We start from the raw sequence: 23,547 nt of genomic DNA, 5'->3' as shown, positions 1-23,547 counted from the left end.
TTACTTCGTGCAATTGGGCTGGAGCGCGCGATGTTAGCAAAATAGTCTTGCCGATTTTTCCAGGAGGCGTCTTCACCCCGTTTTGGCCAGACTCAAAGCAAGTCTTCAGGCTGCATCGTCAAAATGATTTTCCCGACGTTCTCGGAAGACTCCATTCGGCGGTGAGCATCGGCAGCCCGTGATAACGCAAACGTGCTATCGACGACAGGCTCAAGGCTTCCGGCCCCCTCAAAGCGATCAAGCCAGTGCTCGCGGAAGCGCTTGATCATGTCGTGCTTCTCCGGCTGCGTACGCGACTTCATCACCGTACCGATGATTTGCAAATGGCGGTAAAGAATGTCCTCCAGCGCTACGGTCACGTTGCCGCCTGCGCCGAGGATGCCCACTTGCACCAGGCGACCGCCCTTTGCAAGGGACGCAATGTTGCGTGCGAAGTAGGGCGCCCCGATAAAGTCGATGATGACATCGACGCCGCGCCCCTGGGTTTTGGCGGCGATTACGTCAGCGAAATCCTGCGTCTTGTAGTCGATCGCCACGTCAGCGCCCAAATGCTCGACACGCGCCAACTTGCTGCCGTCGGTCGTCGCATACACCGTGGCACCCGTAGCGTACGCCAGCTGCACCGCGGCCGACCCGACGCCGCCGGCGGCCGCATGAATCAGCACTGAATCGCCGGCCTTGAGCCGAGCCAGATGCATCATCGCTTCATGGGCCGTGACGAAGACCTCGGGAATGGCTGCCGCGTGTACATAGCCAAGCTGCGCCGGGATGTGCATGGCCATGCGGTAATCGATGCGTGCCAGTTCGGCGTAGGCACCGCCACCGACCACGCCCATGATTCGATCTCCTGCTTCGAACCCCGTCACCGCGCTACCTTTCCCGATCACTTCGCCGGCGATTTCCAGACCGATGATCATTGAGTCGCCGAAATTAGGACGGCCGTACCCACCGGTCCGGTGAGTCAGGTCCGCACGATTCACCCCGGCGGCATAGACACGTACCAGAAGGTCGTCAGGACGGACTTCAGGGCTGGCAACTTCTACGAGTTCGAGGACGTCTGGCGCACCAAACGCTCTGATGTCGATGGCTTTCATTCAGTTGTTCTCCGTTGCGCTGAACGTGGCGTTGGCGATCGCCGATGCGGTGATCGCGCCGGGGAAACCCACGTAAAAAGCCAGGTGGGTGATCGCTGCCGCCAGTTCGTCTTGGGTTACACCGTTGCCAGCCGCGCGGCGTAAGTGGGCAGGCAACTCTTCCGAATGACCACCGGCAATCAACGCCGCTACGGTGATCAGGCTACGGTCGCGCGGGGACAGCGCCGGATCGCTCCAGATTTGCGGATATAGTGTCGAGTCCACGAATTGCGCCAGCTTTGGCGTGAACGCGCGCGCGGCTTCGCGAGGACTGTTGAAATTGATCCTGGACATGGGCGAGCTCCTTAAACCTGGCTGATGAATTTGTGGGTGAGATAGTGCTCGATACCTTCAATGCCACCTTCGGAGCCGTGACCGCTCTCTTTCATCCCGCCGAAGGGGAGCTCGGTAGCGACGATGCGGTATTGGTTGATCCCGATCATCCCGGCCTCCAATCCGTCCGCGACGTCAATGGCCGTGCGAGCGCTGGTGGTGAACGCATAGGCAGAGAGGCCGTAGGGCAGGCGGTTGGCTTCTTTCAAACCATCTGCCAGTTCATCGAACGGCATCAGTACGGCGATGGGGCCGAAAGGCTCTTCGTGCATCACGCGGGCATCCATCGGCACATCCGCCAGAACCGTGGGTTGGAAGAAGTAGCCTTCGCCTGACAAGGCTTCACCACCGACCAATACCCGTGCACCTTTTTCGACGGCGTCGGCGACCAGTTCTTCCATCTTTGCCAATTGCCTTGGGTTGGCCAATGGTCCGACCTGGGTGTCAGGATGCAAGCCGTCGCCGATTCGCAGGGCCTGGGTCGCAGCGACAAAGTGATCAACAAAGGCTTGATAGGCACCACGCTGGATCAGAAACCGAGTGGATGAAATGCACACTTGCCCGGTCCCGCGAAACCGATTGGCGACACCTTCGATGGCGGCTTTTTCAATGTCGGCATCTTCGAATACCAGAACCGGTCCGTGCCCACCCAGTTCGAGGGTGATGGGCTTCACGCCTTCAGCCGCTCGTGCGGAGAGCAGGCGCCCGATGGGCACCGAACCGGTGAACGTCACTTTGCGAATGATCGGCGAGGCGATCAGATGGCTGGACACTTGATCCGGTACGCCAAAGACCACTTGCAGCACACCCTTGGGCAATCCTGCATCATCGAGTGCACGCGCCAGGGCCAGCGCTGTGGAGGGGCTTTCTTCACCTGGCTTGAGAATGACGCTGCAACCCGCGGCCAGCGCTGCCGCGAGTTTGCGTGCCGGGGTGATGGCCGGGAAATTCCAGGGCGTGAATGCGGCCACCGGGCCGATGGCCTGGCGTTTGACCAGTTGCAGCACGCCTGGTCGATTGGCCGGGACCACACGGCCGTCGATGCGCCGGGCACTTTCGGCGAACCATTCGAAATACTCCGCCGCGCGGGTCACTTCATCCAGGCTTTCACCCAGCGGTTTGCCTTCCTCCAGGGTCATCTGCGCAGCAATCTGCGGTGCACGTTCGAGGATCAGGTCGGCGGCACGTTTGAGAATTTTTGCGCGTTTGTCGGGCACGGTCTGGCGCCATTGCTCGAAGCTCAGGCGAGTCACTGCCAGGGCGTGATCAAGGTCGTCTGCGGTGGAGAGTGGGACGCGTCCGATTTCCCGGCCGGTTGCCGGGTTAACAACGGCGGCAGTCTCGCGCCCTTCGGCGTTGAGCCATTCACCACCGATGAAAAGATAAAGCGGATCGTAGGAGGTCTTCATGATGTGGCCTTCAGTTGGTTGTGAGATTCGTATGAAGCTCGGTGCCTGATGGGCTGTACTGCAAAGCCAGATCAGGAAGCTTGTGCAACCAAGTCTATGGAAGGAGGGCCCGTTGATTTAGTCGGGCCAAAGGGAATCATTGTTGTCCGCAGAGGTAATATCGGGCTGCGGGCCGACCGTGTAGCATCCTGAAAAAAGCGGTTATCACGGGTGTGCGCCAGATCCACAGGAAGGTCGCGATGGATAAGCTTTCGAACATGTCGGTGTACATAAAGGTTGTCGAGATGGGCAGTTTCACGGCCGTGGCCAATCATCTGGACTCCACGGTCGGTAACGTATCGCGTGCTGTATCTGCGCTTGAAAACGTGCTCGACGCACGACTGTTGCAGCGCTCGACGCGGCGCCTGTCGGTCACCGATGCGGGGCGACGGTTCTATGAGCGCTGCACGAAAATTCTGGCTGATCTGGAGAGTGCCGAAGCCGAAGCCAGCAATGCGGCGCTGGAGCCTCGGGGAACACTGCGGGTGCATTGCGTCCCCGGGTTGGCTCGGCATCTGGTCACGCGGGCCGTGCTGGATTACCGCCAGCAATTCCCGGATGTGTCCGTGGATTTACTGCTTTCGCAACGCATGCCTAACCTGCTGGAAGACCAATTGGATGTCTCGATTCTGATCGCCCGAGCGCTACCCGATTCCGCATACGTCAGCCAAAAGATCGGTGTCAGCCATTGTGTTCTGGTGGCGTCGCCAGACTACCTGGCGCGGCATGCGCCTCTTGAGACGCCTGAAGATCTGCGTGATCACCAGTGTTTGCTGCTGGGTACGGTGGACTATGCGCGGGATGAGTGGCAGCTCAAAAGCAAGGCGGGGGACGCGACATTTATCCCGACAGGGCCGAGTTTCAGCGTCAACGATATGGATGCGATGGCGCTTGCCATTCGAGAGGGTGCCGGGATTGGCTTGCTGGCCGGTTTCACGGCCATCGACGATCTGCGCTCCGGCAAGCTGGTGCGGGTTTTGCCTGACTACCATACCTACGAGCGTAACGTGTATGCCGTCTATACCTCGCGACAGTTCGTCGATGCAAAAATCACGCGTTTCATCGAAACGTTGAAAGATCAGGTTGGCAGTCAGCTGGCAGCCACGGCCAAAGCACTTATCGGTTGAAACGCTGCGGGGCAGAAAGGTATTTGCGCCTCGATGAAGCAACTTCCCGAGGCGCAATGATCGGCGAACAGGTTACTTAGCCCTGGCTGCACCGGCCCATGACTTTATAGGCCAGTACGTGTTGTTTGCCTTGCGAATCCTGGTAGGTCATGTGTGTCGGTACGACTGCACAAATATCCGGCACCGGGTCTTCAGAGATGACCTTGGCGACATCAAGGTGGGTGCCGTAGCCATATTGCTCGACCTGTTGATTCTTGGCAGTACCGTCCTGTGCCGCTACCACAGAGCTGAAGCCCAAGAGTGCGACGATGATCATTGCAGTTTTCATGATGAGATTCCCTGAAGTAAATGTGATCTTGCTGGCAGGACGAACTTTAGGCTCGAGGGATTTGTGGAAACAGGAGCGAATCAGGGAAAGACTTTTCTACATTCCGAACACAATTGTCAGGTTTCGGACGTCAGAACGCTTGATTTCGGGACTGTCGGCTTTTGACTGAAAACCGCATGTTGAAGACAGCTGCCTCCCTCAGTTGCGAGGTGGAGGAACTAAATTTTTTTGGGGGCGCGCGCAGCCGTGTCGGAAGAGCAGGGGGGCGGAAATGACCGAAAAGATGCGCAAACCCTCCTGAGGGAGAGGAGTAAAATTTCCGGATGCCAGAAACGACAAAGCCCTGAATAATCAGGGCTTTGTCGTATCAAATATGGCGGAGGCGATGGGATTCGAACTCATGGACCTGTTACAGTCGACGGTTTTCAAGACCGTTGCCTTAAACCACTCGGCCACACCTCCGTTGCGTTGCGGGCGCCATAATACCTGAATGAAACACACTGTCAAACTCTGTGCATGGCTTGTTACAGAGCGTCTGTTATGATCTTTGCGACTGAACGTTTCAAACCAACAGGAGTGTCGCCATGCGCGAACAGGATTACGCAGTTCACAACAGCGTGCAGGCTGAGCAGCTAGAGGTTAGCCGCGTCCTGCGCAACACTTACGGTCTACTGGCGCTCACCCTCGCATTCAGCGGTGTGATGGCGTTCGTGGCCCAGCAGATGCGGGTCGGCTACCCGAATATTTTCGTGGTGCTGATCGGTTTCTACGGGCTGTTCTTCCTCACCAACAAGCTTCGTGATTCCGCCTGGGGCCTGGTGTCGGCATTTGCCCTGACCGGTTTCATGGGTTTCCTGCTCGGCCCGATCCTCAATCGTTACCTGGGCATGCAGGGCGGCGCTGAAGTGGTCAGCTCCGCGTTCGCGATGACTGCGCTGGTGTTCGGTGGTCTGTCGGCCTACGTGCTGATCACCCGCAAGGACATGAGCTTCCTCGGTGGCTTCATCACCGCCGGTTTCTTCGTCCTGCTGGGCGCAACGCTGGCGAGCATGTTCTTTCAGATCAGCGGCCTGCAACTGGCGATCAGCGCAGGTTTCGTGCTGTTCTCGTCGGTCTGCATCCTGTTCCAGACCAGCGCCATCATCCACGGCGGCGAGCGCAACTACATCATGGCGACCATCAGCCTGTATGTATCGATCTACAACCTGTTCGTCAGCCTGTTGCAGATCTTCGGCATCATGAGCCGCGACGACTGATCGCTGCACCGCTATAAACAGAAAACCCGCGAAAGCGGGTTTTTTGTTGCCTGCGAAAAAGAGAGCGGGCGATCAATTGATCACGATGCTGCCATCGGCCTGTTGCTTGTAAATCGTGTAGGGCAGCAGCAACGTATCGAGCACTCCCGACACGGCCGCATCGACCATCAAACCCGGCGTCGCGTTCTTGTAGTTGAACGCATCAACGTCATCCGGCTTTTCGGCGTGCAGCATGCAGAAATCGTACGTCACGCCGCTGTAGATGCGCGGTACAGCGCCGCAGTAGGATTTTTTAGTCTTCAACTGGTCGGTGGAAGACTTATCGCTGAACGCCACGGTCTGCACCGTCCCGCACCCGGCCAGCATCAACATCGCCAGCATCAATGCCTGAATTTTCATACCGCCAATCCTTCGCCGGAAAAAACACAATCTACGCCGCTCACGCCATCGGCGGCAACCGACGTTTCACCGGGGTCTTCTTGACGATCGCGGTATTGGTTTCCGCCAGCGTGTTCAACCGATCAAGCAGGGTGTCCAGCTGCTCCATCGAGCGCACATGCAGGCGCGCGATAAAACAGTCTTCTCCGGTGACCTTGTCACATTCGGTGAACTCGGGAATCGACAGGATCTGCCGCTCGACCTCCTGCAACTGCCCCGGCAATGGCCGCACCCGGACAATCGCCTGCAACTGATAACCGAAGCACTTCGGGTCAATCTCTACGGTGTAACCCTTAAGCACACCGCGCTCCTCCAGACGCCGCAGGCGTTCGGCCACGCTGGGCGAGGACAACCCGCTGATCTGCGCCAGCGCCTTGAGCGAGCGCCGCGAATCCTCCATCAAGGCCCCGATCAGGATCTGGTCGATATCGTCGGTCATAAAAAAACTCCCGCATTAGGCGAATGATGCAAACCACCCTCGATAAAAAAGGCAGAAATCGAGTTTAGCCTGCTTTTTGCGCTGGAGAAGCCCCGGCCACGCTTGGCATACTTTTGCCACACATTAAGGAGATTGATGATGGACAAAACAATCCGTCGCGGCTCATTTGAAATGACTGCCGCCATGCTGATATCCGGGACGATCGGCTGGTTCGTGCTGGTGTCGGGGCAACCGGTGCTGGACGTGGTGTTCTGGCGCTGCGTGTTCGGCTCCGGGACCTTGCTGCTGATCTGCGCCGCATTCGGCTTTCTGCGCCCAGGCATCCTGACCCGCACCACCTTCCTGCTGGCGGTGCTCAGCGGAATGGCAATCGTCGGCAACTGGGTGCTGTTGTTCGCCTCGTATTCACGGGCCTCGATTGCCATCGGCACGGCGGTGTACAACGTCCAGCCGTTCATGCTGGTGGGTTTGGCGGCATTGTTTCTGGGCGAGAAGATCACCCTTCAGAAGCTGTTCTGGCTGGCGATTTCATTTATGGGAATGCTGGCCATTGTCAGTGCCCATGGGGGGCAGGGCGAGGGTGGCAATGATTACCTGATGGGGATCGCGCTGGCATTGGGGGCGGCGTTTCTGTACGCCATCGCCGCATTGATCATCAAGCGCCTGACCGGCACGCCGCCGCACCTGATTGCGCTGATCCAGGTCTGCACCGGGGTGTTGCTGCTCGCGCCGTTCGCGCATTTTTCAGCGATGCCCGAGGCCCCGAGTGCCTGGGCCAGCCTGGTGACGCTGGGCATTGTCCACACCGGTCTGATGTACGTGCTGCTTTATGGCGCGATCCAAAAACTGCCAACCGCATTGACCGGCGCGCTGTCGTTCATCTACCCGATCGCGGCGATTTTCGTCGACTGGTTTGCCTTTGGCCATCAACTGCAAACCCTGCAATGGATCGGCGTGGCAGCCATTCTGCTGGCCGCGGCCGGCATGCAACAGGGGTGGGGTTTGAAATCACGCCGTCTGGCGGCCCAGTGAGTCAGATCTCCTTGATTGCCGATTTGAATAATCCTTTCAGTTGTTGATTGCCGGCATCGACCAGATGGTTGTCGTCGAAATAAAGTGGCACACCTTGCTTTGACCCCATGCAGTTACCGTCCGGACAAAGCAGCGGGGTCGGGTCCAGCACCTGTGCATTGCACCGTTTCGCCACAGTTTCAATGGCATCGTTGGCGATTCGGTTGCGTTGCTCGTAATCCTGCAACGGGATGGAAATATCGGCTGTATCACCAAAGATGCGTTGATGCAGATTCAGGCCTTTATAGACGCTGAACGGCATCTCCGGGATTGGTTTGACGATGTAAACCGGATGTTTTTCGGCGATGGCGCACACGGTGTTAGCGTATTCATCAACGTAGGCCTCACTGAAAGACTTTTGCTGCTGGTCGGGAAAACGAATCCGATAGCTGTTGTTGCGGCTCGGATCGGCATACAGCGCCGCTCTGCTGAAGAGCACAACGGGAATCGCCGCATACGAGTGCTTCAGTATTTTCAGCTTTTCACGATTGAACGCCTGACATTGACGCTCGAGTGTTTTGTCGTGCATCTGGAAGTTCTGCAATGTCGGACAACCGCCCAGGGACCACGACAAAGCTGCTTGCGGATTATCCATCTGCACAGCGGCGGCGGTCGATTGCGCATGACTGTCGCCAAACAGAATGACTGACACCTCGCCGTTACCCAGTTTGCAATCAGCGGCGCCGTACGCATTCGGATTACATTCCTGGGTATAGAGTTTGCTGGTGTACTCGGGCTGCCCGAGGTCGACAAAGGCAAAGCGAAGTGTCGGGTGTTCCTTGACCAGCGACGCCGTCGCGGCGGACACGACAACCATTGCGATCACCCACGATGCAAACCTGAAGAGCGTACCGCGTACCGACGTCATCGGCTTGACCCTGGATTCCACCAGGTAATACGACCCGGCACCCAGAACAAATGACAGCGCTACTGCGCCCCAGACATGTGGCCAGCTATCGAGCAGGCCGCAAGTGTAGAGAAGAACCACCAGCGGCCAGTGCCACAGATAAACCGAGTAGGAAATGGTGCCGGTCAATTGCAGTGGCTTGAACGTGCTGAAGACCGATCGGGTATTACCGTAGATCACCAGTACCGTGCCCAGAACCGGCAAGAGTGCCAGGTAACCCGGCCAAAGGTCCTGTTCCGAAAAACACAACACACTACCCAAGATGGCCAGCAGCCCCACGCCTTCAGCAATAGATCCGTGGCGCTTGCTCAGGTGCAAAGGAAAGAGATACACCAGTCCGCCGGCAATCAATTCCCAGGCTCGGGTCGGCAGCATGTAGAAGGCAAACACCGGATCCGAGCGTGTGATGACAGTCGAGGCGGCAAAAGACGCAGCAGCCAGTATCAACAAGCTGCAGCGGGTCTTTTGTGCGCCCAGGCACTTGTAAAGCGCCATCAGCAGCAAGGGATACAGCATGTAGAACTGCCATTCGACTGACAGCGACCAGGTGTGCAACAACCAGTTCTCGTGCAGCGGCGCGTCGAAGTAACTGCCACCCTTGGCGAACAAGAAGTTGGAACTGAACAGCAGGCTGCTTTTGATCGTTCTGATGACGTCGCGAAAGTCATCCAGCGGCAGAAAGACGAAACCGAACAGCAGCAGGGCAATACACACCACCAACAACGCCGGGATGATGCGCCGGGCTCTCGAAGCGTAAAACCCCAGTAGCGAAAAGCGCTGCCGTTCCAGACCGGTGAAGATGATGCCGGTCATCAGGAAGCCGGAAATGACGAAGAACACGTCTACGCCCGCAAATCCGCCGCCGAATCCCTGAATAGCGAAGTGATAGAGCACCACCGATAGCACGGCGAGCGCCCGCAGGGCATTGATATTCGTCCTGAATTGCATTGAGGCATCCATCCACGTCCGTTGTGGGGGCGCATTGTAGAGAGGATGTCGAGTTTGTTACATCGAAAAATGGCTATCAGATGTTCCAGCGCGGCGCAGTCTTCGCCAGACGCTGGCGCATCTCGCCGATGTTGGCCGCCAGTTGCCGGGTCAACAAACGGTAGCCGTCCAGCGGGCTGTAGACAGGCGTATCGAGGCTGGCGTCCGGCAACTCCACCGGACGCCCCAATCGACCGGACGCACCGGTTTTCAACGCCCGGGCCATGCCGATCAATTGCACGCGAATGTGCCGGTGTTCGGCCTTGAGCGCCGCTTGCAGGTGCGTCATGGCGTCGGGGTCGTTGGCGTCCGGGCGGATGTTGCCGAGGATTTCCAGAGTGCTGATGCACATGCGCAGGTTGCGCTGGATCGCGTCCAGTTCGGTCATCGACACTTTGACTTCCTTGGACACCGACGGCATCAGCGAACGCAGTTGCACCATCACCGCATTCAGTCGGTTCATCAACTTCAAGTGTTCGTCGGCGGTCACCGGTTGGCCGCCGATGATCCGTCCGTACACCGTGGCGCAATCGCGCAGCGCATCGGCCAGGTTGTAGCGCCACGAGTACACCGCGTACAGCGGCAGGGCGAAGGAAAAGGCCAGGGCCAGGGCGATGCCGATCAGGATATCGACCCCGCGCCACAGCCCGTCAGTGATCGGGTTGTCGCCATGCCCGGCGACGATGAATACGGTGATGGCCGAGAGCAGGGCGGTGTAGCCGCCCTTGCCGATGGCGTGATACGAGAAGAATCCGCACACCACCGCCATCGCAAAATAGGTCAGCCACGGCATTCCCAGCCACGCCTGTTGCGCCACTATCAACAAACCGACGCCAGCACCGATCAAGGTCCCGATGGCGCGTTCGGCGGCTTTCTTGCCGATGTTGCCGTGGTGCTGCAAGCCGCCGATCACCACCAGCATGGTCACCGACGCCCACTCGCCGTGGGGCAGGTTGATGCCGGTGGTCAGCAGGATCGTCGCCAGCAATCCCAGCGCGACCCGCACCGCGTGAATCGTTCGTGCATGGCGATAACGTCGATACGGGTCGAGCAATGGCCGCAGGATCCGCCGCAACAGCGGCGGCCAACGGTGGGGGCTGAAAGTGCTCAGCGCTGATTCCTCCTCAGAAGATGTAGTCGGTGGCGATGAAGTTCGAATCGCGCCCGCGAATGATCTCGCTGATCAGATCCTTGTTGGGTTCCTGGAACTTGGTCGCCACCAGCGTACGGATCGAAAACACCCGCAGCGCATCGTGTACCGACAGCGTGCCCTCGGCGGAGTTCTTGCGCCCGTTGAACGGGTAAGTGTCCGGGCCGCGCTGGCACTGGGCGTTGAGGTTGATCCGCCCGACCTGGTTGGCGAAGGTATCGACCAAGCGGCCGACGGCGACCGGATTGGTGCCGAAGATGCTCAATTGCTGGCCGAAGTCCGACTCCAGCACATAGTCGATCACGGTATCGAGGTGACGGTACGGCACAATCGGCACGACCGGGCCGAACTGCTCTTCCTGATAAACGCGCATCTGCGGCGTCACCGGGTACAGCACCGCCGGATAGAAGAACGATTCCCGCGACTCGCCTCCATTCGGGTTGACCACCTGGGCGCCTTTGCTCTGCGCGTCGGCCACCAGCCCGTGCAGATAATCGACCTTGCCCGACTCCGGCAGCGGCGTCAGCGAAACCCCGCTATCCCACGGCATGCCTGGTTTGAGGCTGGCCAGTTTGGCGTTGAATTTCTCGATGAAGCTGTCGACCACATCTTCATGCACGAACAGAATCTTCAGCGCGGTGCAGCGCTGGCCGTTGAACGACAGCGAACCGGTGACCGCTTCGCTGACCGCGTTGTCCAGATCCACCTCGGGCAGGACGATACCGGGGTTCTTCGCATCCAGCCCCAGCGCGGCACGCAAACGGTGTGGTTTCGGGTGCAGTTTTTTCAGGTCGCTGGCGGCCTTGTTGGTGCCGATGAAGGCGAAGATGTCGATCTTGCCGCTGGCCATCAGCGCACTGACGGTCTCGCGGCCGCTGCCGTAGATCACGTTGATCACGCCGGTCGGGAAACTGTCGCGGAAAGCTTCAAGCAAAGGACGGATCAGCAGCACGCCGAGCTTGGCCGGTTTGAACACCACGGTGTTGCCCATGATCAGCGCCGGGATCAGCGTGGTGAACGTCTCGTTCAGCGGATAGTTGTAAGGGCCCATGCACAGCGCCACGCCGAGCGGGACGCGGCGGATCTGGCCGAGGGTATCCTGCTCCAGCTCAAAACGGCTTGACCGGCGGTCGAGTTCTTTCAGCGCATTGATGGTGTCGACGATGTAGTCGCAGGTGCGGTCGAACTCTTTTTCCGAGTCCTTGAGGTTCTTGCCGATTTCCCACATCAGCAGTTTCACCACGGCGTCGCGCTGCTGGCGCATGCGCCCGAGGAAAGCTTCGACGTGCTGGATGCGCTCGGCCACGCGCATGGTCGGCCACAGGCCCTGGCCCCGGTCGTAGGCACGCACGGCAGCGTCGAGGGCGGTGAGGGCGGTGTCGGCGTCCAGCAGCGGCGTGCTGCCGAGGATCACTTGTTCATCGCCGTTGTCGCCATGCAGATAGACCGGGCTGCGCACGGTGGCGAGCGGGCCGTCCCAGCGGCGCAACTCGCCATCGACCAGGTATTCGCGTTGCTCGACCTGACCGTCGAGGCGGTATTTTTCCGGGATGTCGCTGACAGAAGGGAACAGATTGCCAAGGATGTTTGCTGTGGTCATGTCGCTACCCCGTGTTGATGTCCGCATGCAGATCAAAAAGTCTCAACAGGTTATACGCCTGAATGCGCGGAAATTTAAACCCGCAAATGTCACGCGAATGTCACGCGAAACCGCACAGCAGAGCGGGCATCCACACATGATCGTTCCCACGCTCTGCGTGGAAATGCCTCAAGGGGCGCTCCGCGTTCCAAGCGGACGCAGAGCGTCCAGGGCTGCATTCCCACGCGGAGCCTGGGAACGATCGTCTTCAGGTAATGGGCTGGCCCCGTTTGCCCCCCTCAATGTCCCGCAATGCCCTCAACCCGCCGACCCGCCTGCCTTAAGGTGTGACCACAACAATAAGCGAGGCCGTTATGCGGGCAATCCGACTCACATTATTACTGGCGTTGGCCATGACGCTGCCTGGCTGCGGCGAAGACCCCAAACCCCCGGCCAGCACCAACAACACCATTCCCAAAGACCCGGCGCTGGCGCAGATCTACGCCAACAGCTGCCAGCTCTGCCACGCCAACCCCGCCGCCAATGCGCCGCTGACCGGTGACCGCAAGGCCTGGGAACCGCGCATCCAGCAGGGCGCCGACACGCTGCTCGACCACGCCATCAACGGCTACAACGGCATGCCGCCGATGGGCCAGTGCGTCGAGTGCTCGGAAGACCAATTCCTTCAGTTGATCGGCTTCATGGCCGACCAGCCGCTCCCACAATAAGGATCCTGGCATGCCGATAGATCTGACACGCCGGCAGTTGTTGCAACGGGCAAGCATCGTCGGCGCGTTCAGCGCGCTGGCTTCCAATCCGGCGCTGGGCCAGTTGATGCGCGCGCCGCGGCTGATTCCCTGGCGCAACTGGTCGGGCGGGCAGAGTTGCCTGCCGGCGGCGCGGGTGGCGCCGAAGAATCTCGATGAGCTGACGACGGTCATTCAGCAGGCACCGGGCAAGATTCGCCCGGTCGGTTCGGCGCATTCCTTCAGCGCGCTGGTACCCACCGACGGCACGTTGCTGTCCTTGAGCTACTTCAACGGTCTGCTCGACCACGACCCGAAAACCCTGCAAGCCGAATTCGCTGCCGGCACGCCGATGTCGCGCATGGGCACGCCGCTCAAGGACATCGGCCAGGCCCTGCAGAACATGGCCGATATCGATTACCAGACCCTCGCCGGGGCCATTTCCACCTCGACCCACGGCACCGGCAAAACCTTCCAGTCCTATTCCGCCCACGTCTGCGGGATGCAACTGGTGACTGCCAGCGGCGAAGTGCTGGACTGCGACAGCCAGCGACATCCGGAAGTATTCAACGCCGCCCGGGTATCCCTCGGCGCGTTGGGCGTGGCCACCAGAATCCGTCTGCAAAACCGTCCGGCCTATCGCCTGCGGGAGCGCCAGTGGATCGCCAAAACCGAAGAACTGCTGGAAGACCTGGACAAGAACACAAGCGAAAACCAGCACTGGGAAATGCTCGTCGTCACCCATTCCGACTACGCCCTGTCGATCGCCCTCAACGAAACCACCGACCCGCCTACGCCACCGATCCCGCCCGAAGAGGGGGGCGGCAACGAGTTCGTGACGTTGATCGAGAAAATAGACAAGTACGGCAGCGATTTCCCGAACCTGCGCAGTTCGCTGCTCAACAGCCTGCGTCATCTGGCGAGTTTCGATGATCGGGTCGGCGACTCGTTCGACATCTACGCCAACGTGCGCACCGTGCGCTTCAACGAAATGGAGTATTCGGTGCCCGCCGAACACGGCCCGGCCTGCCTGCGCGAGATTCTCAAGCTGATCCGCGACAAGGACCTGCGCACCTGGTTTCCCATCGAGTACCGCTACGTCAAGGCCGACGACATTCCGTTGAGCATGTTCGAAGGCCGCGACAGCTGTTCGATCTCGGTCCACCAGCACTACCAGATGGACCATCACAACTTCTTTGCCGCCGTCGAGCCGATCTTCTGGAAATACAACGGCCGCCCGCACTGGGGCAAGTTGCACACGCTGAATGCCCGCACGTTGCAAACGCTCTATCCGCGTTGGCAGGAATTCATTCAGGTACGCCAGGCGCTGGACCCGAGCGGCAAGTTTCTCAACGGGCATCTGTCGTCGATTCTGGGGGTGAGCTGATGGCGGTCAATCGACGTAATTTCGTGCTCGGGACTTTGGGTGTCGGTGCCCTGCTTGTGGGCGTGGGGGCGTGGCTGCGGCCGGGGGATCGCGGCGGGCCTTACAGCGACTATTTCCGAGCGCTGAACAACGAACTCAAGACCAAAGGCCCGATGCGCCCGGTGTTGCTGATCGATCTGGATCGCCTCGATCACAACATCGACGTGGTGATGCGCTCGGTCAAACGCGCGGGCAAGCAGTTGCGGCTGGTGGAGAAATCCCTGCCGTCACCGGGGTTGCTCAGCTACATCGGCCAACGGGCGGGGACGCAGCGGCTGATGTCGTTTCATCAGCCGTTTCTCAATCACGATGCGGTGACGTTCCCGCAGTCCGACATCCTGCTCGGCAAGCCGTTGCCGGTGCGTTCTGCCGAGCTGTTCTATCAAACCCACAAAGGTCCGTTCGACCCGACGAAGCAACTGCAATGGCTGATCGACAACCCCGAACGCTTGCAGCAATACCTCGCGCTGGCCCAGGGATTGGGCACGCGGATGCGGATCAATATCGAGCTCGACGTCGGCCTGCACCGGGGCGGCGTCAGTGACGTGAACGTGCTCGGGCAGATGCTCGCGCTGATCGCCGCCAACCCGCAGCATCTGGAGTTCGCCGGGTTCATGGGCTACGACCCGTTCGTGGGTATGGGCGTGCCGGGGATTCTCGGTTCGCCCGAGGAACTGTTCGCCAAGGTGATGGTGATTTATCAGCGCTGCGTCGACTTCACCCGGCAGCAATATCCCGCGCTGTGGCATGACGGCTTGTGCTTGAACACCGCCGGCAGCCCGAGTTATCGCATGCATGAAAACGAGAGCCTGAGTAGTGAGGTGTCGGTTGGGACGGCGATGCTCAAGCCGACGCATTACGATCTGCCGTCGCTGGTTGAACATGAGCCCGCCACGTACATCTCCACCCCGGTGCTGAAAAGCACGGGGCCGGTGAACATCCCGGCGCTGGATGACAAGTCGAGGCTGTTTTCGTGGTGGGACACCAACCAGCGGCAGACCTTTTTCATCTACGGCGGCAACTGGATGGCCGAGTTCGAATCACCGCCCGGATTGCAGAGCAATGGCGTTTATGGGCGTAGCTCGAATCAGGAGATGGTCAATGGTTCGAATGCCGTTGGCCTGACGGTGGAGGATCAAGTCTTTCTGCGGCCGACCCAGACCGAGGCGGTGTTATTGCAATTCGGCGACTTGCTGGCGGTGCGTGGCGGTAAGATCGTCGACATCTGGCCGGTCTACACCTGACTCAAAACCACCACAAATCCCCCCTGTGGGAGCGAGCTTGTTCCGGGCGGCGTTCCGACGAAGGCGTCCTTTCAGTCAGCATCTATTTGACTGGCACACCGCATTCGCGAGCAGGCTCGCTCCCACAGGGTTTTGTGTTGTCTGCCAAATCCCGATCAATTTCTGTAATGAAGCTTTTATGACAAAAGTTCGGTAGCACATCGCCAGTCCGGTCATGCCTATGTAACGCGCTTGAGGGGCCCTGAGGGGCGCTTTTCACAAGCCGAGGCGGGACGCCGGGAGTGAGGCAATGGGGACTATGGAACGCTACTCGAAAGTGGGCATGCAGGAACTCGATCAACGCCTGTCGAAGATCGTCGAGGCCGCGCGCAAGAAGCCGGTTTCGGTGTATCGCTACGGCGCGCCGTGGGTCTGGATCGTGTCGCAGGATGACTGGCAGGGCGCCTTGAAAGAGGTTTCCAGCTACATTCCGCCGGGGCATTCGCTGGTGCTACTGCGCCCGCAGATCGACGATTTGCTCGACGCCCACCGCGACCTCCTGCACGACCTCAATGCCCAACCCGGCATGCTGATCGCCCCGCAGACGGTCATGCACATCCTGCTCCTGCAACTGCTGTATTCGGTGCCCAGCGAGCAGCAGCTCTACGAACAGCTCAATTACAACCTGCTGTTCCGCTGGTTCGTCGGCCTGGGCCTGAACCAGAAAGTCTGGAGCTTCAACGTCCTCAGTCGCGACATCGCCACGCTGCTCAACGAGCCGCGTGCGGTGCAGCTCATCCAGAAAATCATCGGTGAAGTGTTCTGCGGCGCGCTGCTGCAAATGCCCGAGTTCTCCTTGAACTTCGCGCTGCTGCACACCTGGCTGGGCAAGCACACCGGGGCCTGCACTTCAGCAATCAAGAACGCCAGTAACTGACGCACACGCAAGGCGCAAAAGCGCCAACAGGTCATCGCGAATTTTCAGGGGGTAGTGTGGATCAGATTTTCACGTCACGGCTGGCGCTGTGGGGCTGGCTGCTGGTGACGGCCGGTGCGCAGCCGGCGTTCGCCGAGGGGGCCGAAAACGCAGCGGCGCAGCGTCTGGTGGACGTCAACGAATACTTCGTGCGCGGCAACACCGTGCTCGATGCGCGGGCGATCGAAGAAGCGGTGTACCCGTTCCTCGGCCCGCAAAAAGCCTTGAGCGACATCGAAGGCGCGCGGGATGCCCTGCAGAAGGCCTATCAGGAGCGCGGTTATCAATCGGTGTTCGTCGAACTGCCCGAGCAGGCGGTGGCCGACGGCATCGTCTACCTGCAAGTCAGCGAAACCAAGGTCGGCCGGGTGCGGGTGGTCGGCGCCAAACACTATTCGCCGCTGGATATCCGCGACAACGTCCCGGCGCTGAAGGAAGGCGAGGTGCCGGACTTCGCCAAGGTCCAGGGCGAACTGGCGCAACTCAACAAGACCCCGGGCCGGCAGGTGATGCCGCTGGTGCGCGAAGGTCAGCGTCCCGGCACCATGGACGTGGACTTGCAGGTCGAAGACCAGAACCCGTGGACCGCCAGCGTCGGCCTGAACAACGACTACAGCGCCGACACCGAAAAACTGCGGACCGTCACCAGCCTCGGCTACAACAACCTTTGGCAGTTGGGACACAGCGTCAACCTGACGTTCTTCACCGCGCCACAGGAAACCGATAATGCCAAGGTCTGGTCCGGCTCCTACACCGCGCCGCTGACCGAGCGCTGGAGCGTGCAGTTCTCCGGTTACCAGTCCGACAGCAACGTCGCCACCATCGGCGGCAGCAACGTGCTCGGCAAGGGCCATTCCTACGGCGTAGCGGCGATCTACACGATCCCGTCCAGCGGCAACTGGTCGAACTCGCTGTCGGCCGGTATCGACTTCAAGGACTTCGATGAACGCCTGACCCTGTCCGGCGAGAGCGACAAGGTGCCGCTTAAATACGCGCCGTTCACCTTCGCCTACAACGGCTATCGCTACAGCGAAAAGAGCCAGCTCGGCCTCGGCCTGAGCCTGGTCGCCGCCACCCGCAGCATCTTCGGCTACGGCAGTTCCGACGAAGACTTCGACTACAAACGCTACCGCGCCAACCCGAGTTTCGCCGTGCTCAAGGGCGATACCAACTTCACCTGGACCTTCGACAGCGACTGGCAGAGCGCAAGCAAAGCCGCGTTCCAGCTGGCATCGGGACCGCTGGTTTCCAACGAGCAATTCTCCGCCGGCGGCGCCACTTCGGTGCGCGGTTATCTGGCCGCCGAACGCACCGCCGATGACGGCTTCCTGCTGAGCGAAGAACTGCGCACACCGTCGCTGGCCAAGTACGTCGGCGGCTGGATGCAGGACTGGCGCTTCTACGCCTTCGCCGAGGGCGCGCAACTCTACCTGCGCGACGAACTGCCGGATCAGGACGCCAATTACGCCCTGGCCAGCGTCGGCCTCGGCACCCGCGCCAGCCTGAGCAAATGGCTGTCCGGCAGCCTCGACTGGGGCTACCCGCTACTCGAAGGGCCGAACACCTCGAAACAGGAATCGCGCCTGCACTTCAACCTTCAGGCCACTTTCTAACAGGAGCACTTTTCATGCAGCGCCTTTTCCTTTCGTTGTTCATCTGCCTGGGCTTCGTGCTCCCGGCCACGGCTCAGGCCTGGTGGCAGGACGACTGGCATTACCGCAAACAGATCGCCGTCGACACCACGCCGCAAGGCGCCGCGATCAATCAGGCCCTGGGCCGCACCGCGCTGCTGGTGCGCCTGCACACCGGCAACTTCACCTTCGACGGCGTTAAAGAGGACGGCTCGGACCTGCGCTTCGTCGCCGCCGATGACAAGACCGTGCTCAACCACCAGATCGAAAGCTTCGACGCGCTGATGGGCATGGCGCTGATCTGGGTCGATGTGCCGAATGTCGAGGGCGGTCAGCGTCAGGACATCTGGATGTATTACGGCAATCAGAAAGCCCCGGCGACCGGCAACGGACAACTGACGTTCGATCCGAATTACACCGCGCTCTATCACTTCGACGGCGCCACCGGCACTCCGGCGAAAGACACCACTGCTTACGGCAACACCGCGCAGAGCGCGACCGGCGCAAGCATTGACGGCGTAGTAGGGCGGGCCTTGCAGTTCAGCGGCCAGCCGTTGCTGTTACCGGCCAGTCCGTCGTTGCAGCACAACGCCGGCAGCGCGTTCACCTTCAGTGCCTGGCTGCGTCTGGATCAGGCCAATGGCGAGCAACTGATTCTGGCCCGCCGCGAAGGCGCCAACAGCCTGCTGGTTGGTGTGAATCAGGGCGTGCCGTTCGTGGACATCGACGGCCAGCGCGCCGTGGCCACGCAGCCACTGAATCCGGGCCAATGGCAGCACGTCGCACTGACCGCTGAAGGCGCCAAAGTGACGCTGTACATCAACGGTCGCGAAAGTGCGGCATTGGCTCAGGCGATGCCGGCGTTCAACTCGGTCATGGCCATTGGTGCTGATCTTTCCCCGAGCGCGTTCCAGCCATTCGTGGGCGCCATTGATGAACTGCGCCTGTCGAAAGTCGCCCGTCCGGCACCGCTGTTGCTGGCCGACGCCACTTCGCAAGGCGCCGAGTCGAAACTGGTCGCCTATGGCGTTGATGAAGAACAGTCCGGTTTCGGTTTCGGCAGCCTCGGCTTCCTGCTCAACGCGGTGCCGGTGGACGCTTGGGTGATCATCGCGGTGCTGGTGCTGATGATGTTCCAGTCGTGGATCATCATGCTGCGCAAGAACCGCACCCTGAGCCACGTCACTGCTGCCAACGAAGACTTCCGCGTGCAATTCGCCAAGGTCGGTACTCGCCTGGAAATGTTCGCCGACGACACCCAACTCGCCCAGCGTTTGCAGCACTCGTCGCTGTGGCGCCTGTATCTGGTGGCGGTGAAAGAGATCCGCACCCGCCGCGAGCAGGGCGCCGATACCTCGTCGGTTTCGGCGGCGACCATCGAAGCGATCCGCTGCTCCATGGACGGCGTGCGCACCCGGGAAAACCAGCAGCTGAGTTCGAAACTTTCGACCCTGTCCAACGCCATCGCCGGCGGCCCGTACATCGGCCTGCTCGGCACCGTGCTGGGGATCATGGTGGTGTTCCTCGGCACGGCCATGGCCGGCGACGTCAACATCAACGCTATCGCGCCGGGTATGGCGGCTGCGTTGCTCGCTACTGCCATGGGCCTGTTCGTCGCGATTCCGGCGCTGTTTGGCTACAACCGCCTGATCACCCGCAACAAGGAAGTCAGCGCTGACATGCGCGTGTTCGTCGACGAGTTCATCACCCGTCTGGCGGAGATGCACGGCGAAGGCCAGTCCAGTGAAGCGGCGCATCAGCGCGGTCATCACGCCAACCACTCCGTACCGGCCTGAGGAGCACAGACATGGCGTCCGTAAATGCCTCCCACGACGATGACGAAGATGCCGCAGTGGACAGCATCAACATCACGCCCCTGGTGGACGTGCTGATGGTGGTGCTGGTGATGTTCATCCTCACCGCCACCGCGCAGGTCTCCGGGATCCAGATCAACCTGCCCAAGGCCAGCGCCGCGGTGTCGTTGTCCGAAGCCAAGACCAAGGCGATTTCGGTCAACGACGGCGGCCAGGTGTTCCTCGACGCCTACCCGGTGACCTTGCCGGAGCTGGAAGAACGCCTGCGCATCGAAAAAGCGCAGAACCCGGACTTCCCGGTGATCGTGCGCGGCGACGCCACGGTGCAATACCAGAAGGTCATCGAAGTACTGGACCTGCTGCGCCGGCTCGAACTGTCCCAGGTCGGTCTCGTTACCGGCAAACCGACGCAGGGCTGAGTGATGACTGCACAACTGCCAATCGAGCCTTTGCCGGTGAAGAAGTCGCCACTGCGCTACGCGAAGTGGGGCGCCGGGCTGCTGCTGGGCGCCGTCGCGGCGTTTCTGCTGTGGCAGTGGGCCAACGACATGAGCGGCATCCGCCGGGAAGCGCCGAAGGTGCCGACGATCATTCCGTTGCCGCCACCGCCACCACCGCCGCCGGAAAAACCGCCGGAGCCGGAAACCCCGGTGGAAGAAAAAATCGTCGAGCCCGAGCCAACGCCCGAACCGCAAGAGGTCAAGCCCGAGGAAGAGGCACCGCCATCGCCGGCGGACGACCTGGCCAACCCGATGCAAATGGACGGCGACGCCCAGAGCGGCAGCGACGCCTTCAACATCGGCGCGGGCAAGGGCGGCGGCATGGCCGGTTCCGGCGGTGGGCGACTGGGCAACGGCACCTACAGCCAGTTCCTGGCGTTCACCTTCCAGAAGCTGCTGCGCGAGAACCCCGACCTGCGCAACCTGGCGTTTTCGCTGCAGGCCGATGTGTGGCTGAGCAGCGTCGGCGAGATCACCCGGGTCGAGCTCATCAAGTCCAGCGGCAACCCCGAGATTGACAGTCAGGTGCTGGCCGCCTTGCGTAACGCGCCCCACCTGAGCGAACGGCCACCGGCCTCCATCACCTTGCCTGTGCGCATGTCCCTGCAAGGGCGGCGTCCGGGTTAACCGAATTCATAAAGCTGTATGAAAAGGAGTTGTGTGCAGATGATTTCCAACGTGAATCGATTGTCCCTGGCGGTCGGCATGGTCATCGCGACCCTGGTCGGTCAGGCCGCGGCAGCGCCTGCGCCCTCGGAGAACGCCACGATCAATCTGATCCGCTTGCTGGTCGAGCAGGGCATTCTGAAACAGGACAAGGCCGACGCACTGATCGCCCAGGCCCAGAACGAAGCGGCCCAGGCCAAGCAGGCTGCGGCGTCTACTGCCGTGGCCGCCGGGCCGGTCGCAGCGCCTGGCGATGTGCGGGTGCAATACGTGCCGGCCGCGGTGCGCGACCAGATCCGCGATCAGGTCAAGGCCGAGGTCATGGCCACCGCCAAGCAGGAAAACTGGGCTGCGCCCAACACCTTCCCGGACTGGGCTTCGCGCATCAGCTTCGACGGCGACATCCGTCTGCGTGACGAATCGCGCTATTACTCGGGCAGCAACAGCAACGAAATCGTCGACTTCGCCAAGCTCAACAACAACGGCCCGTACGACGTGAACCCCAACAGCAGCACCGCATTGCCCCCGTTGCTCAACACCCGCGAAGACCGCGAAAACCTGTTCCGCCTGCGCGCCCGACTGGGCATGAAAGCGGAGATTTCGCCGCGATGGACCGCCGGCATCCGCATCGGCACCGGCTCGGACAACAACCCGGTGTCGACCACCCAGAACCTCGGCGGCGGTTTCTCGAAAAAAGACATCTGGCTCGATCAGGGTTACCTGACCTGGAAGCCGTCGGATGAGCTGACGCTGACCGGTGGCCGTTTCGCCAACCCGTTCATGTCCACCGACATGCTGTACTCCAACGACCTGAACTTCGACGGCGTGGCGGCGATTTTCGACCACAAGCTCAGCCGCGACTGGGGCGTATTCGGCACCGTCGGCGCGTTCCCGGTGGACTACACCAACGACACCACCACCAGCAACGGCTTCGACAAGGAAGAAAGCGACAACAAATGGCTGTACGGCGCGCAGATCGGCGCCAAATGGGCGATCAACAGCAACAACCGCCTGAAAGGCGCGCTGGCCTACTACCGCTTCGACGACATCGAAGGCCAGCGCTCCAGTCCTTGCGAACCGTGGGCCGGCGCACCGGGCTGCGACAGCGACGGAACCCGCGCGGCGTTCATGCAGAAGGGCAACAGCGTGTTCCTGCTGCGTGACATCACGCCGAACCCGCTCAACCCGAGCACTACGCCGCAGCCTCAATTCGTTGGTCTGGCGTCCGAATTCAACCTGCTGGACCTCAACGTGGTGTGGGACGCCGACCTGCCGGAAGACTTCAAACTGCGCAGCCAGGGCAACTACATCCACAACCTCGGCTACGACGAAGGCGACATGCGCAAGCGCTCGGCCGGGCAACTGGTCAATAACCTCGACAGCAACGGCAACATCGAAAGCGGCGCCAATGCGTGGATGGTCCAGTTCACCCTCGGCAACGCACTGGAGCTGAAGAAGCAGGGCGACTGGAACCTGTTCGCCGGCTACAAGTACATCCAGCCGGATGCCTTGCCGGACGGCTTCAACGATTCGTCGTTCCACCTCGGCGGCACCAACGCCAAGGGCTACTTCCTGGGCGGCAATTACGGTCTGGCGAAGAACGTCTACGCCACCGGCCGCTGGCTGAGTTCGGAGGCGGTGTATGGCGCGCCGTTCGACATCGACGTCATGCAGCTTGAGATCAACACGCGCTTCTAAGCGCCGGGAGAGGGATATGAAAATCCGCTTTTTATGGCTTGGGCTCGGGATGTTGATCGCCACCGGGGCGAGCGCCGAAGGCATGGAAGAACGCCTGCGCACCCAGTTGCGCAGCACCACCCAGCAGTTGCAAGCCCTGCAAAGCCAACAGGCCCAGGCCAGCGCCGCGCAACTGGCGGCGCAGAACGAAGCCAAGGCTGCGCAGGCACAAATCAAGCAATTGACCGCCGAACTGGCCAAGGCCAAAGGCCTCGCCGAGCAACTGGCCGGGCAGCAGCAAGCCTTGCACAGCCAGGCCCAGGCGCAAGTCGCGGCCAGCAACGAGCAGACCGGCAAGTTCAAGAAAGCCTATGACGAGTTGTTGGTCATGGCCCGTGCCAAAGAGGCAGAACGGTCTAAGCTTCAAGCGCAATTGACTGAACGTGACACACAAGTGCAGCAATGTTCGGTCAAGAATCAGCAGATGTACGGCGTGGCCAAGCAGATTCTCACCGCCTACGAAAACATCGATGTGGCCGAGGTGATGAAGATCCGCCAGCCCTTCGCCGGCAGTGCCCGGGTCAAGTTCGATGAACTGGCTCAGGGCTTTGGCGATGAACTGTACAAGACTCAATTCGATGCGCCGCAAGCCGCGATTGCGCACTGATTAAAAGACTCATGGACAAGGAAGA

At 60.5% G+C, this 23,547-nt stretch carries 22 protein-coding genes and 1 tRNA gene; 13 read left to right on the top strand and 10 right to left on the bottom strand.

What is annotated here, in order from left to right; genetic code table 11:
* Window positions 1-92: 92 nt before the first annotated feature.
* Genes BMZ46_RS20785 through BMZ46_RS20775 form a run of 3 tightly spaced genes read right to left on the bottom strand, consistent with a single transcriptional unit; the run spans window position 93 to window position 2,875 of the window.
* On the bottom strand, window positions 93-1,094 hold the full coding sequence (locus BMZ46_RS20785) for an NAD(P)H-quinone oxidoreductase (protein WP_074690878.1): 1,002 nt from the start codon (window positions 1,092-1,094) through the stop codon (window positions 93-95).
* A complete protein-coding gene (locus tag BMZ46_RS20780; protein ID WP_074690879.1) occupies window positions 1,095-1,427 on the bottom strand; it encodes a carboxymuconolactone decarboxylase family protein in 333 nt (110 codons plus the stop codon).
* Between the two features lie 11 nt (window positions 1,428-1,438).
* The gene (locus BMZ46_RS20775) at window positions 1,439-2,875 is read right to left on the bottom strand and encodes an NAD-dependent succinate-semialdehyde dehydrogenase (protein ID WP_074690880.1); all 1,437 of its coding nucleotides are present in this window, start codon (window positions 2,873-2,875) and stop codon (window positions 1,439-1,441) included.
* Window positions 2,876-3,114: 239 nt separating this feature from the next.
* Between BMZ46_RS20775 and BMZ46_RS20770 the strand changes: the two genes are divergently transcribed.
* On the top strand, window positions 3,115-4,041 hold the full coding sequence (locus BMZ46_RS20770; protein ID WP_039772208.1) for a LysR family transcriptional regulator: 927 nt from the start codon (window positions 3,115-3,117) through the stop codon (window positions 4,039-4,041).
* Between the two features lie 76 nt (window positions 4,042-4,117).
* Here BMZ46_RS20770 and BMZ46_RS20765 read toward each other — a convergent pair whose 3' ends face one another.
* The gene (locus tag BMZ46_RS20765) at window positions 4,118-4,369 is read right to left on the bottom strand and encodes a DUF2790 domain-containing protein (protein WP_074690881.1); all 252 of its coding nucleotides are present in this window, start codon (window positions 4,367-4,369) and stop codon (window positions 4,118-4,120) included.
* Window positions 4,370-4,743: 374 nt separating this feature from the next.
* Window positions 4,744-4,831, bottom strand: a tRNA-Ser gene (locus BMZ46_RS20760).
* A 122-nt stretch (window positions 4,832-4,953) separates the two neighbouring features.
* Between BMZ46_RS20760 and BMZ46_RS20755 the strand changes: the two genes are divergently transcribed.
* On the top strand, window positions 4,954-5,625 hold the full coding sequence (locus BMZ46_RS20755; RefSeq protein ID WP_007955123.1) for a Bax inhibitor-1/YccA family protein: 672 nt from the start codon (window positions 4,954-4,956) through the stop codon (window positions 5,623-5,625).
* A 72-nt stretch (window positions 5,626-5,697) separates the two neighbouring features.
* On the opposite strand, the gene BMZ46_RS20750 is transcribed toward BMZ46_RS20755, so the two are convergent.
* Entirely contained in the window at window positions 5,698-6,024 is a 327-nt protein-coding gene (locus tag BMZ46_RS20750; protein ID WP_074690882.1) for a YceK/YidQ family lipoprotein, read from the bottom strand.
* Between the two features lie 40 nt (window positions 6,025-6,064).
* A complete protein-coding gene (locus tag BMZ46_RS20745; RefSeq protein ID WP_064381847.1) occupies window positions 6,065-6,502 on the bottom strand; it encodes an Lrp/AsnC family transcriptional regulator in 438 nt (145 codons plus the stop codon).
* A gap of 138 nt (window positions 6,503-6,640) precedes the next feature.
* On the opposite strand from BMZ46_RS20745, the gene BMZ46_RS20740 reads away from it, so the two are divergent.
* On the top strand, window positions 6,641-7,534 hold the full coding sequence (locus tag BMZ46_RS20740) for a DMT family transporter (protein WP_074690883.1): 894 nt from the start codon (window positions 6,641-6,643) through the stop codon (window positions 7,532-7,534).
* Between the two features lies 1 nt (window position 7,535).
* Here BMZ46_RS20740 and BMZ46_RS20735 read toward each other — a convergent pair whose 3' ends face one another.
* The 3 genes from BMZ46_RS20735 to BMZ46_RS20725 form a co-directional block, all read right to left on the bottom strand.
* Window positions 7,536-9,428 carry an acyltransferase family protein gene (locus BMZ46_RS20735; RefSeq protein WP_074690884.1) on the bottom strand — a complete coding sequence of 631 codons (1,893 nt, stop codon included), beginning with the start codon at window positions 9,426-9,428 and terminating at the stop codon, window positions 7,536-7,538.
* A gap of 76 nt (window positions 9,429-9,504) precedes the next feature.
* On the bottom strand, window positions 9,505-10,545 hold the full coding sequence (locus BMZ46_RS20730; RefSeq protein WP_170844937.1) for an FUSC family protein: 1,041 nt from the start codon (window positions 10,543-10,545) through the stop codon (window positions 9,505-9,507).
* A 46-nt stretch (window positions 10,546-10,591) separates the two neighbouring features.
* The gene (locus BMZ46_RS20725; RefSeq protein ID WP_074690886.1) at window positions 10,592-12,217 is read right to left on the bottom strand and encodes an NADP-dependent glyceraldehyde-3-phosphate dehydrogenase; all 1,626 of its coding nucleotides are present in this window, start codon (window positions 12,215-12,217) and stop codon (window positions 10,592-10,594) included.
* 353 nt (window positions 12,218-12,570) lie between these two features.
* On the opposite strand from BMZ46_RS20725, the gene BMZ46_RS20720 reads away from it, so the two are divergent.
* From BMZ46_RS20720 to BMZ46_RS20675, 10 genes are all read left to right on the top strand, one after another.
* On the top strand, window positions 12,571-12,924 hold the full coding sequence (locus BMZ46_RS20720; protein ID WP_039772345.1) for a c-type cytochrome: 354 nt from the start codon (window positions 12,571-12,573) through the stop codon (window positions 12,922-12,924).
* 76 nt (window positions 12,925-13,000) lie between these two features.
* On the top strand, window positions 13,001-14,329 hold the full coding sequence (locus BMZ46_RS20715) for a D-arabinono-1,4-lactone oxidase (RefSeq protein ID WP_166742320.1): 1,329 nt from the start codon (window positions 13,001-13,003) through the stop codon (window positions 14,327-14,329).
* A gap of 74 nt (window positions 14,330-14,403) precedes the next feature.
* Window positions 14,404-15,612, top strand: a complete 1,209-nt coding sequence (locus tag BMZ46_RS20710; RefSeq protein WP_166742319.1) for a DSD1 family PLP-dependent enzyme — start codon at window positions 14,404-14,406, stop codon at window positions 15,610-15,612.
* Between the two features lie 289 nt (window positions 15,613-15,901).
* Window positions 15,902-16,528 (top strand): transposase, encoded by a 627-nt coding sequence (locus tag BMZ46_RS20705; RefSeq protein ID WP_074690888.1) that lies wholly within the window; start codon window positions 15,902-15,904, stop codon window positions 16,526-16,528.
* A gap of 56 nt (window positions 16,529-16,584) precedes the next feature.
* Window positions 16,585-18,180 (top strand): ShlB/FhaC/HecB family hemolysin secretion/activation protein, encoded by a 1,596-nt coding sequence (locus tag BMZ46_RS20700; protein WP_074690889.1) that lies wholly within the window; start codon window positions 16,585-16,587, stop codon window positions 18,178-18,180.
* A 14-nt stretch (window positions 18,181-18,194) separates the two neighbouring features.
* The gene (locus BMZ46_RS20695) at window positions 18,195-19,994 is read left to right on the top strand and encodes a DUF2341 domain-containing protein (RefSeq protein WP_074690890.1); all 1,800 of its coding nucleotides are present in this window, start codon (window positions 18,195-18,197) and stop codon (window positions 19,992-19,994) included.
* Between the two features lie 11 nt (window positions 19,995-20,005).
* Window positions 20,006-20,431, top strand: a complete 426-nt coding sequence (locus BMZ46_RS20690; RefSeq protein WP_007955109.1) for an ExbD/TolR family protein — start codon at window positions 20,006-20,008, stop codon at window positions 20,429-20,431.
* A 3-nt stretch (window positions 20,432-20,434) separates the two neighbouring features.
* A complete protein-coding gene (locus BMZ46_RS20685) occupies window positions 20,435-21,139 on the top strand; it encodes an energy transducer TonB family protein (RefSeq protein ID WP_074690891.1) in 705 nt (234 codons plus the stop codon).
* Window positions 21,140-21,178: 39 nt separating this feature from the next.
* The gene (locus tag BMZ46_RS20680) at window positions 21,179-22,876 is read left to right on the top strand and encodes a putative porin (protein WP_074690892.1); all 1,698 of its coding nucleotides are present in this window, start codon (window positions 21,179-21,181) and stop codon (window positions 22,874-22,876) included.
* 16 nt (window positions 22,877-22,892) lie between these two features.
* On the top strand, window positions 22,893-23,522 hold the full coding sequence (locus tag BMZ46_RS20675) for a DNA repair protein (protein ID WP_074690893.1): 630 nt from the start codon (window positions 22,893-22,895) through the stop codon (window positions 23,520-23,522).
* Window positions 23,523-23,547 lie beyond the last annotated feature (25 nt).

Source organism: Pseudomonas sp. NFIX49, assembly GCF_900115915.1.
Taxonomy (GTDB): domain Bacteria; phylum Pseudomonadota; class Gammaproteobacteria; order Pseudomonadales; family Pseudomonadaceae; genus Aquipseudomonas; species Aquipseudomonas pharyngis.
This window is presented reverse-complemented; position numbering and strand designations above follow the sequence as displayed.

Excerpts from the sequence above, each read along its gene's own strand:
- BMZ46_RS20785 (WP_074690878.1), bottom strand. The coding sequence starts at position 1,094 with ATGAAAGCCATCGACATCAGAGCGTTTGGTGCGCCAGACGTCCTCGAA.
- BMZ46_RS20780 (WP_074690879.1), bottom strand. The coding sequence starts at position 1,427 with ATGTCCAGGATCAATTTCAACAGTCCTCGCGAAGCCGCGCGCGCGTTC.
- BMZ46_RS20775 (WP_074690880.1), bottom strand. The coding sequence starts at position 2,875 with ATGAAGACCTCCTACGATCCGCTTTATCTTTTCATCGGTGGTGAATGG.
- BMZ46_RS20770 (WP_039772208.1), top strand. The coding sequence starts at position 3,115 with ATGGATAAGCTTTCGAACATGTCGGTGTACATAAAGGTTGTCGAGATG.
- BMZ46_RS20765 (WP_074690881.1), bottom strand. The coding sequence starts at position 4,369 with ATGAAAACTGCAATGATCATCGTCGCACTCTTGGGCTTCAGCTCTGTG.
- BMZ46_RS20755 (WP_007955123.1), top strand. The coding sequence starts at position 4,954 with ATGCGCGAACAGGATTACGCAGTTCACAACAGCGTGCAGGCTGAGCAG.
- BMZ46_RS20750 (WP_074690882.1), bottom strand. The coding sequence starts at position 6,024 with ATGAAAATTCAGGCATTGATGCTGGCGATGTTGATGCTGGCCGGGTGC.
- BMZ46_RS20745 (WP_064381847.1), bottom strand. The coding sequence starts at position 6,502 with ATGACCGACGATATCGACCAGATCCTGATCGGGGCCTTGATGGAGGAT.
- BMZ46_RS20740 (WP_074690883.1), top strand. The coding sequence starts at position 6,641 with ATGGACAAAACAATCCGTCGCGGCTCATTTGAAATGACTGCCGCCATG.
- BMZ46_RS20735 (WP_074690884.1), bottom strand. The coding sequence starts at position 9,428 with ATGCAATTCAGGACGAATATCAATGCCCTGCGGGCGCTCGCCGTGCTA.
- BMZ46_RS20725 (WP_074690886.1), bottom strand. The coding sequence starts at position 12,217 with ATGACCACAGCAAACATCCTTGGCAATCTGTTCCCTTCTGTCAGCGAC.
- BMZ46_RS20720 (WP_039772345.1), top strand. The coding sequence starts at position 12,571 with ATGCGGGCAATCCGACTCACATTATTACTGGCGTTGGCCATGACGCTG.
- BMZ46_RS20705 (WP_074690888.1), top strand. The coding sequence starts at position 15,902 with ATGGGGACTATGGAACGCTACTCGAAAGTGGGCATGCAGGAACTCGAT.
- BMZ46_RS20695 (WP_074690890.1), top strand. The coding sequence starts at position 18,195 with ATGCAGCGCCTTTTCCTTTCGTTGTTCATCTGCCTGGGCTTCGTGCTC.
- BMZ46_RS20690 (WP_007955109.1), top strand. The coding sequence starts at position 20,006 with ATGGCGTCCGTAAATGCCTCCCACGACGATGACGAAGATGCCGCAGTG.
- BMZ46_RS20685 (WP_074690891.1), top strand. The coding sequence starts at position 20,435 with ATGACTGCACAACTGCCAATCGAGCCTTTGCCGGTGAAGAAGTCGCCA.
- BMZ46_RS20680 (WP_074690892.1), top strand. The coding sequence starts at position 21,179 with ATGATTTCCAACGTGAATCGATTGTCCCTGGCGGTCGGCATGGTCATC.
- BMZ46_RS20675 (WP_074690893.1), top strand. The coding sequence starts at position 22,893 with ATGAAAATCCGCTTTTTATGGCTTGGGCTCGGGATGTTGATCGCCACC.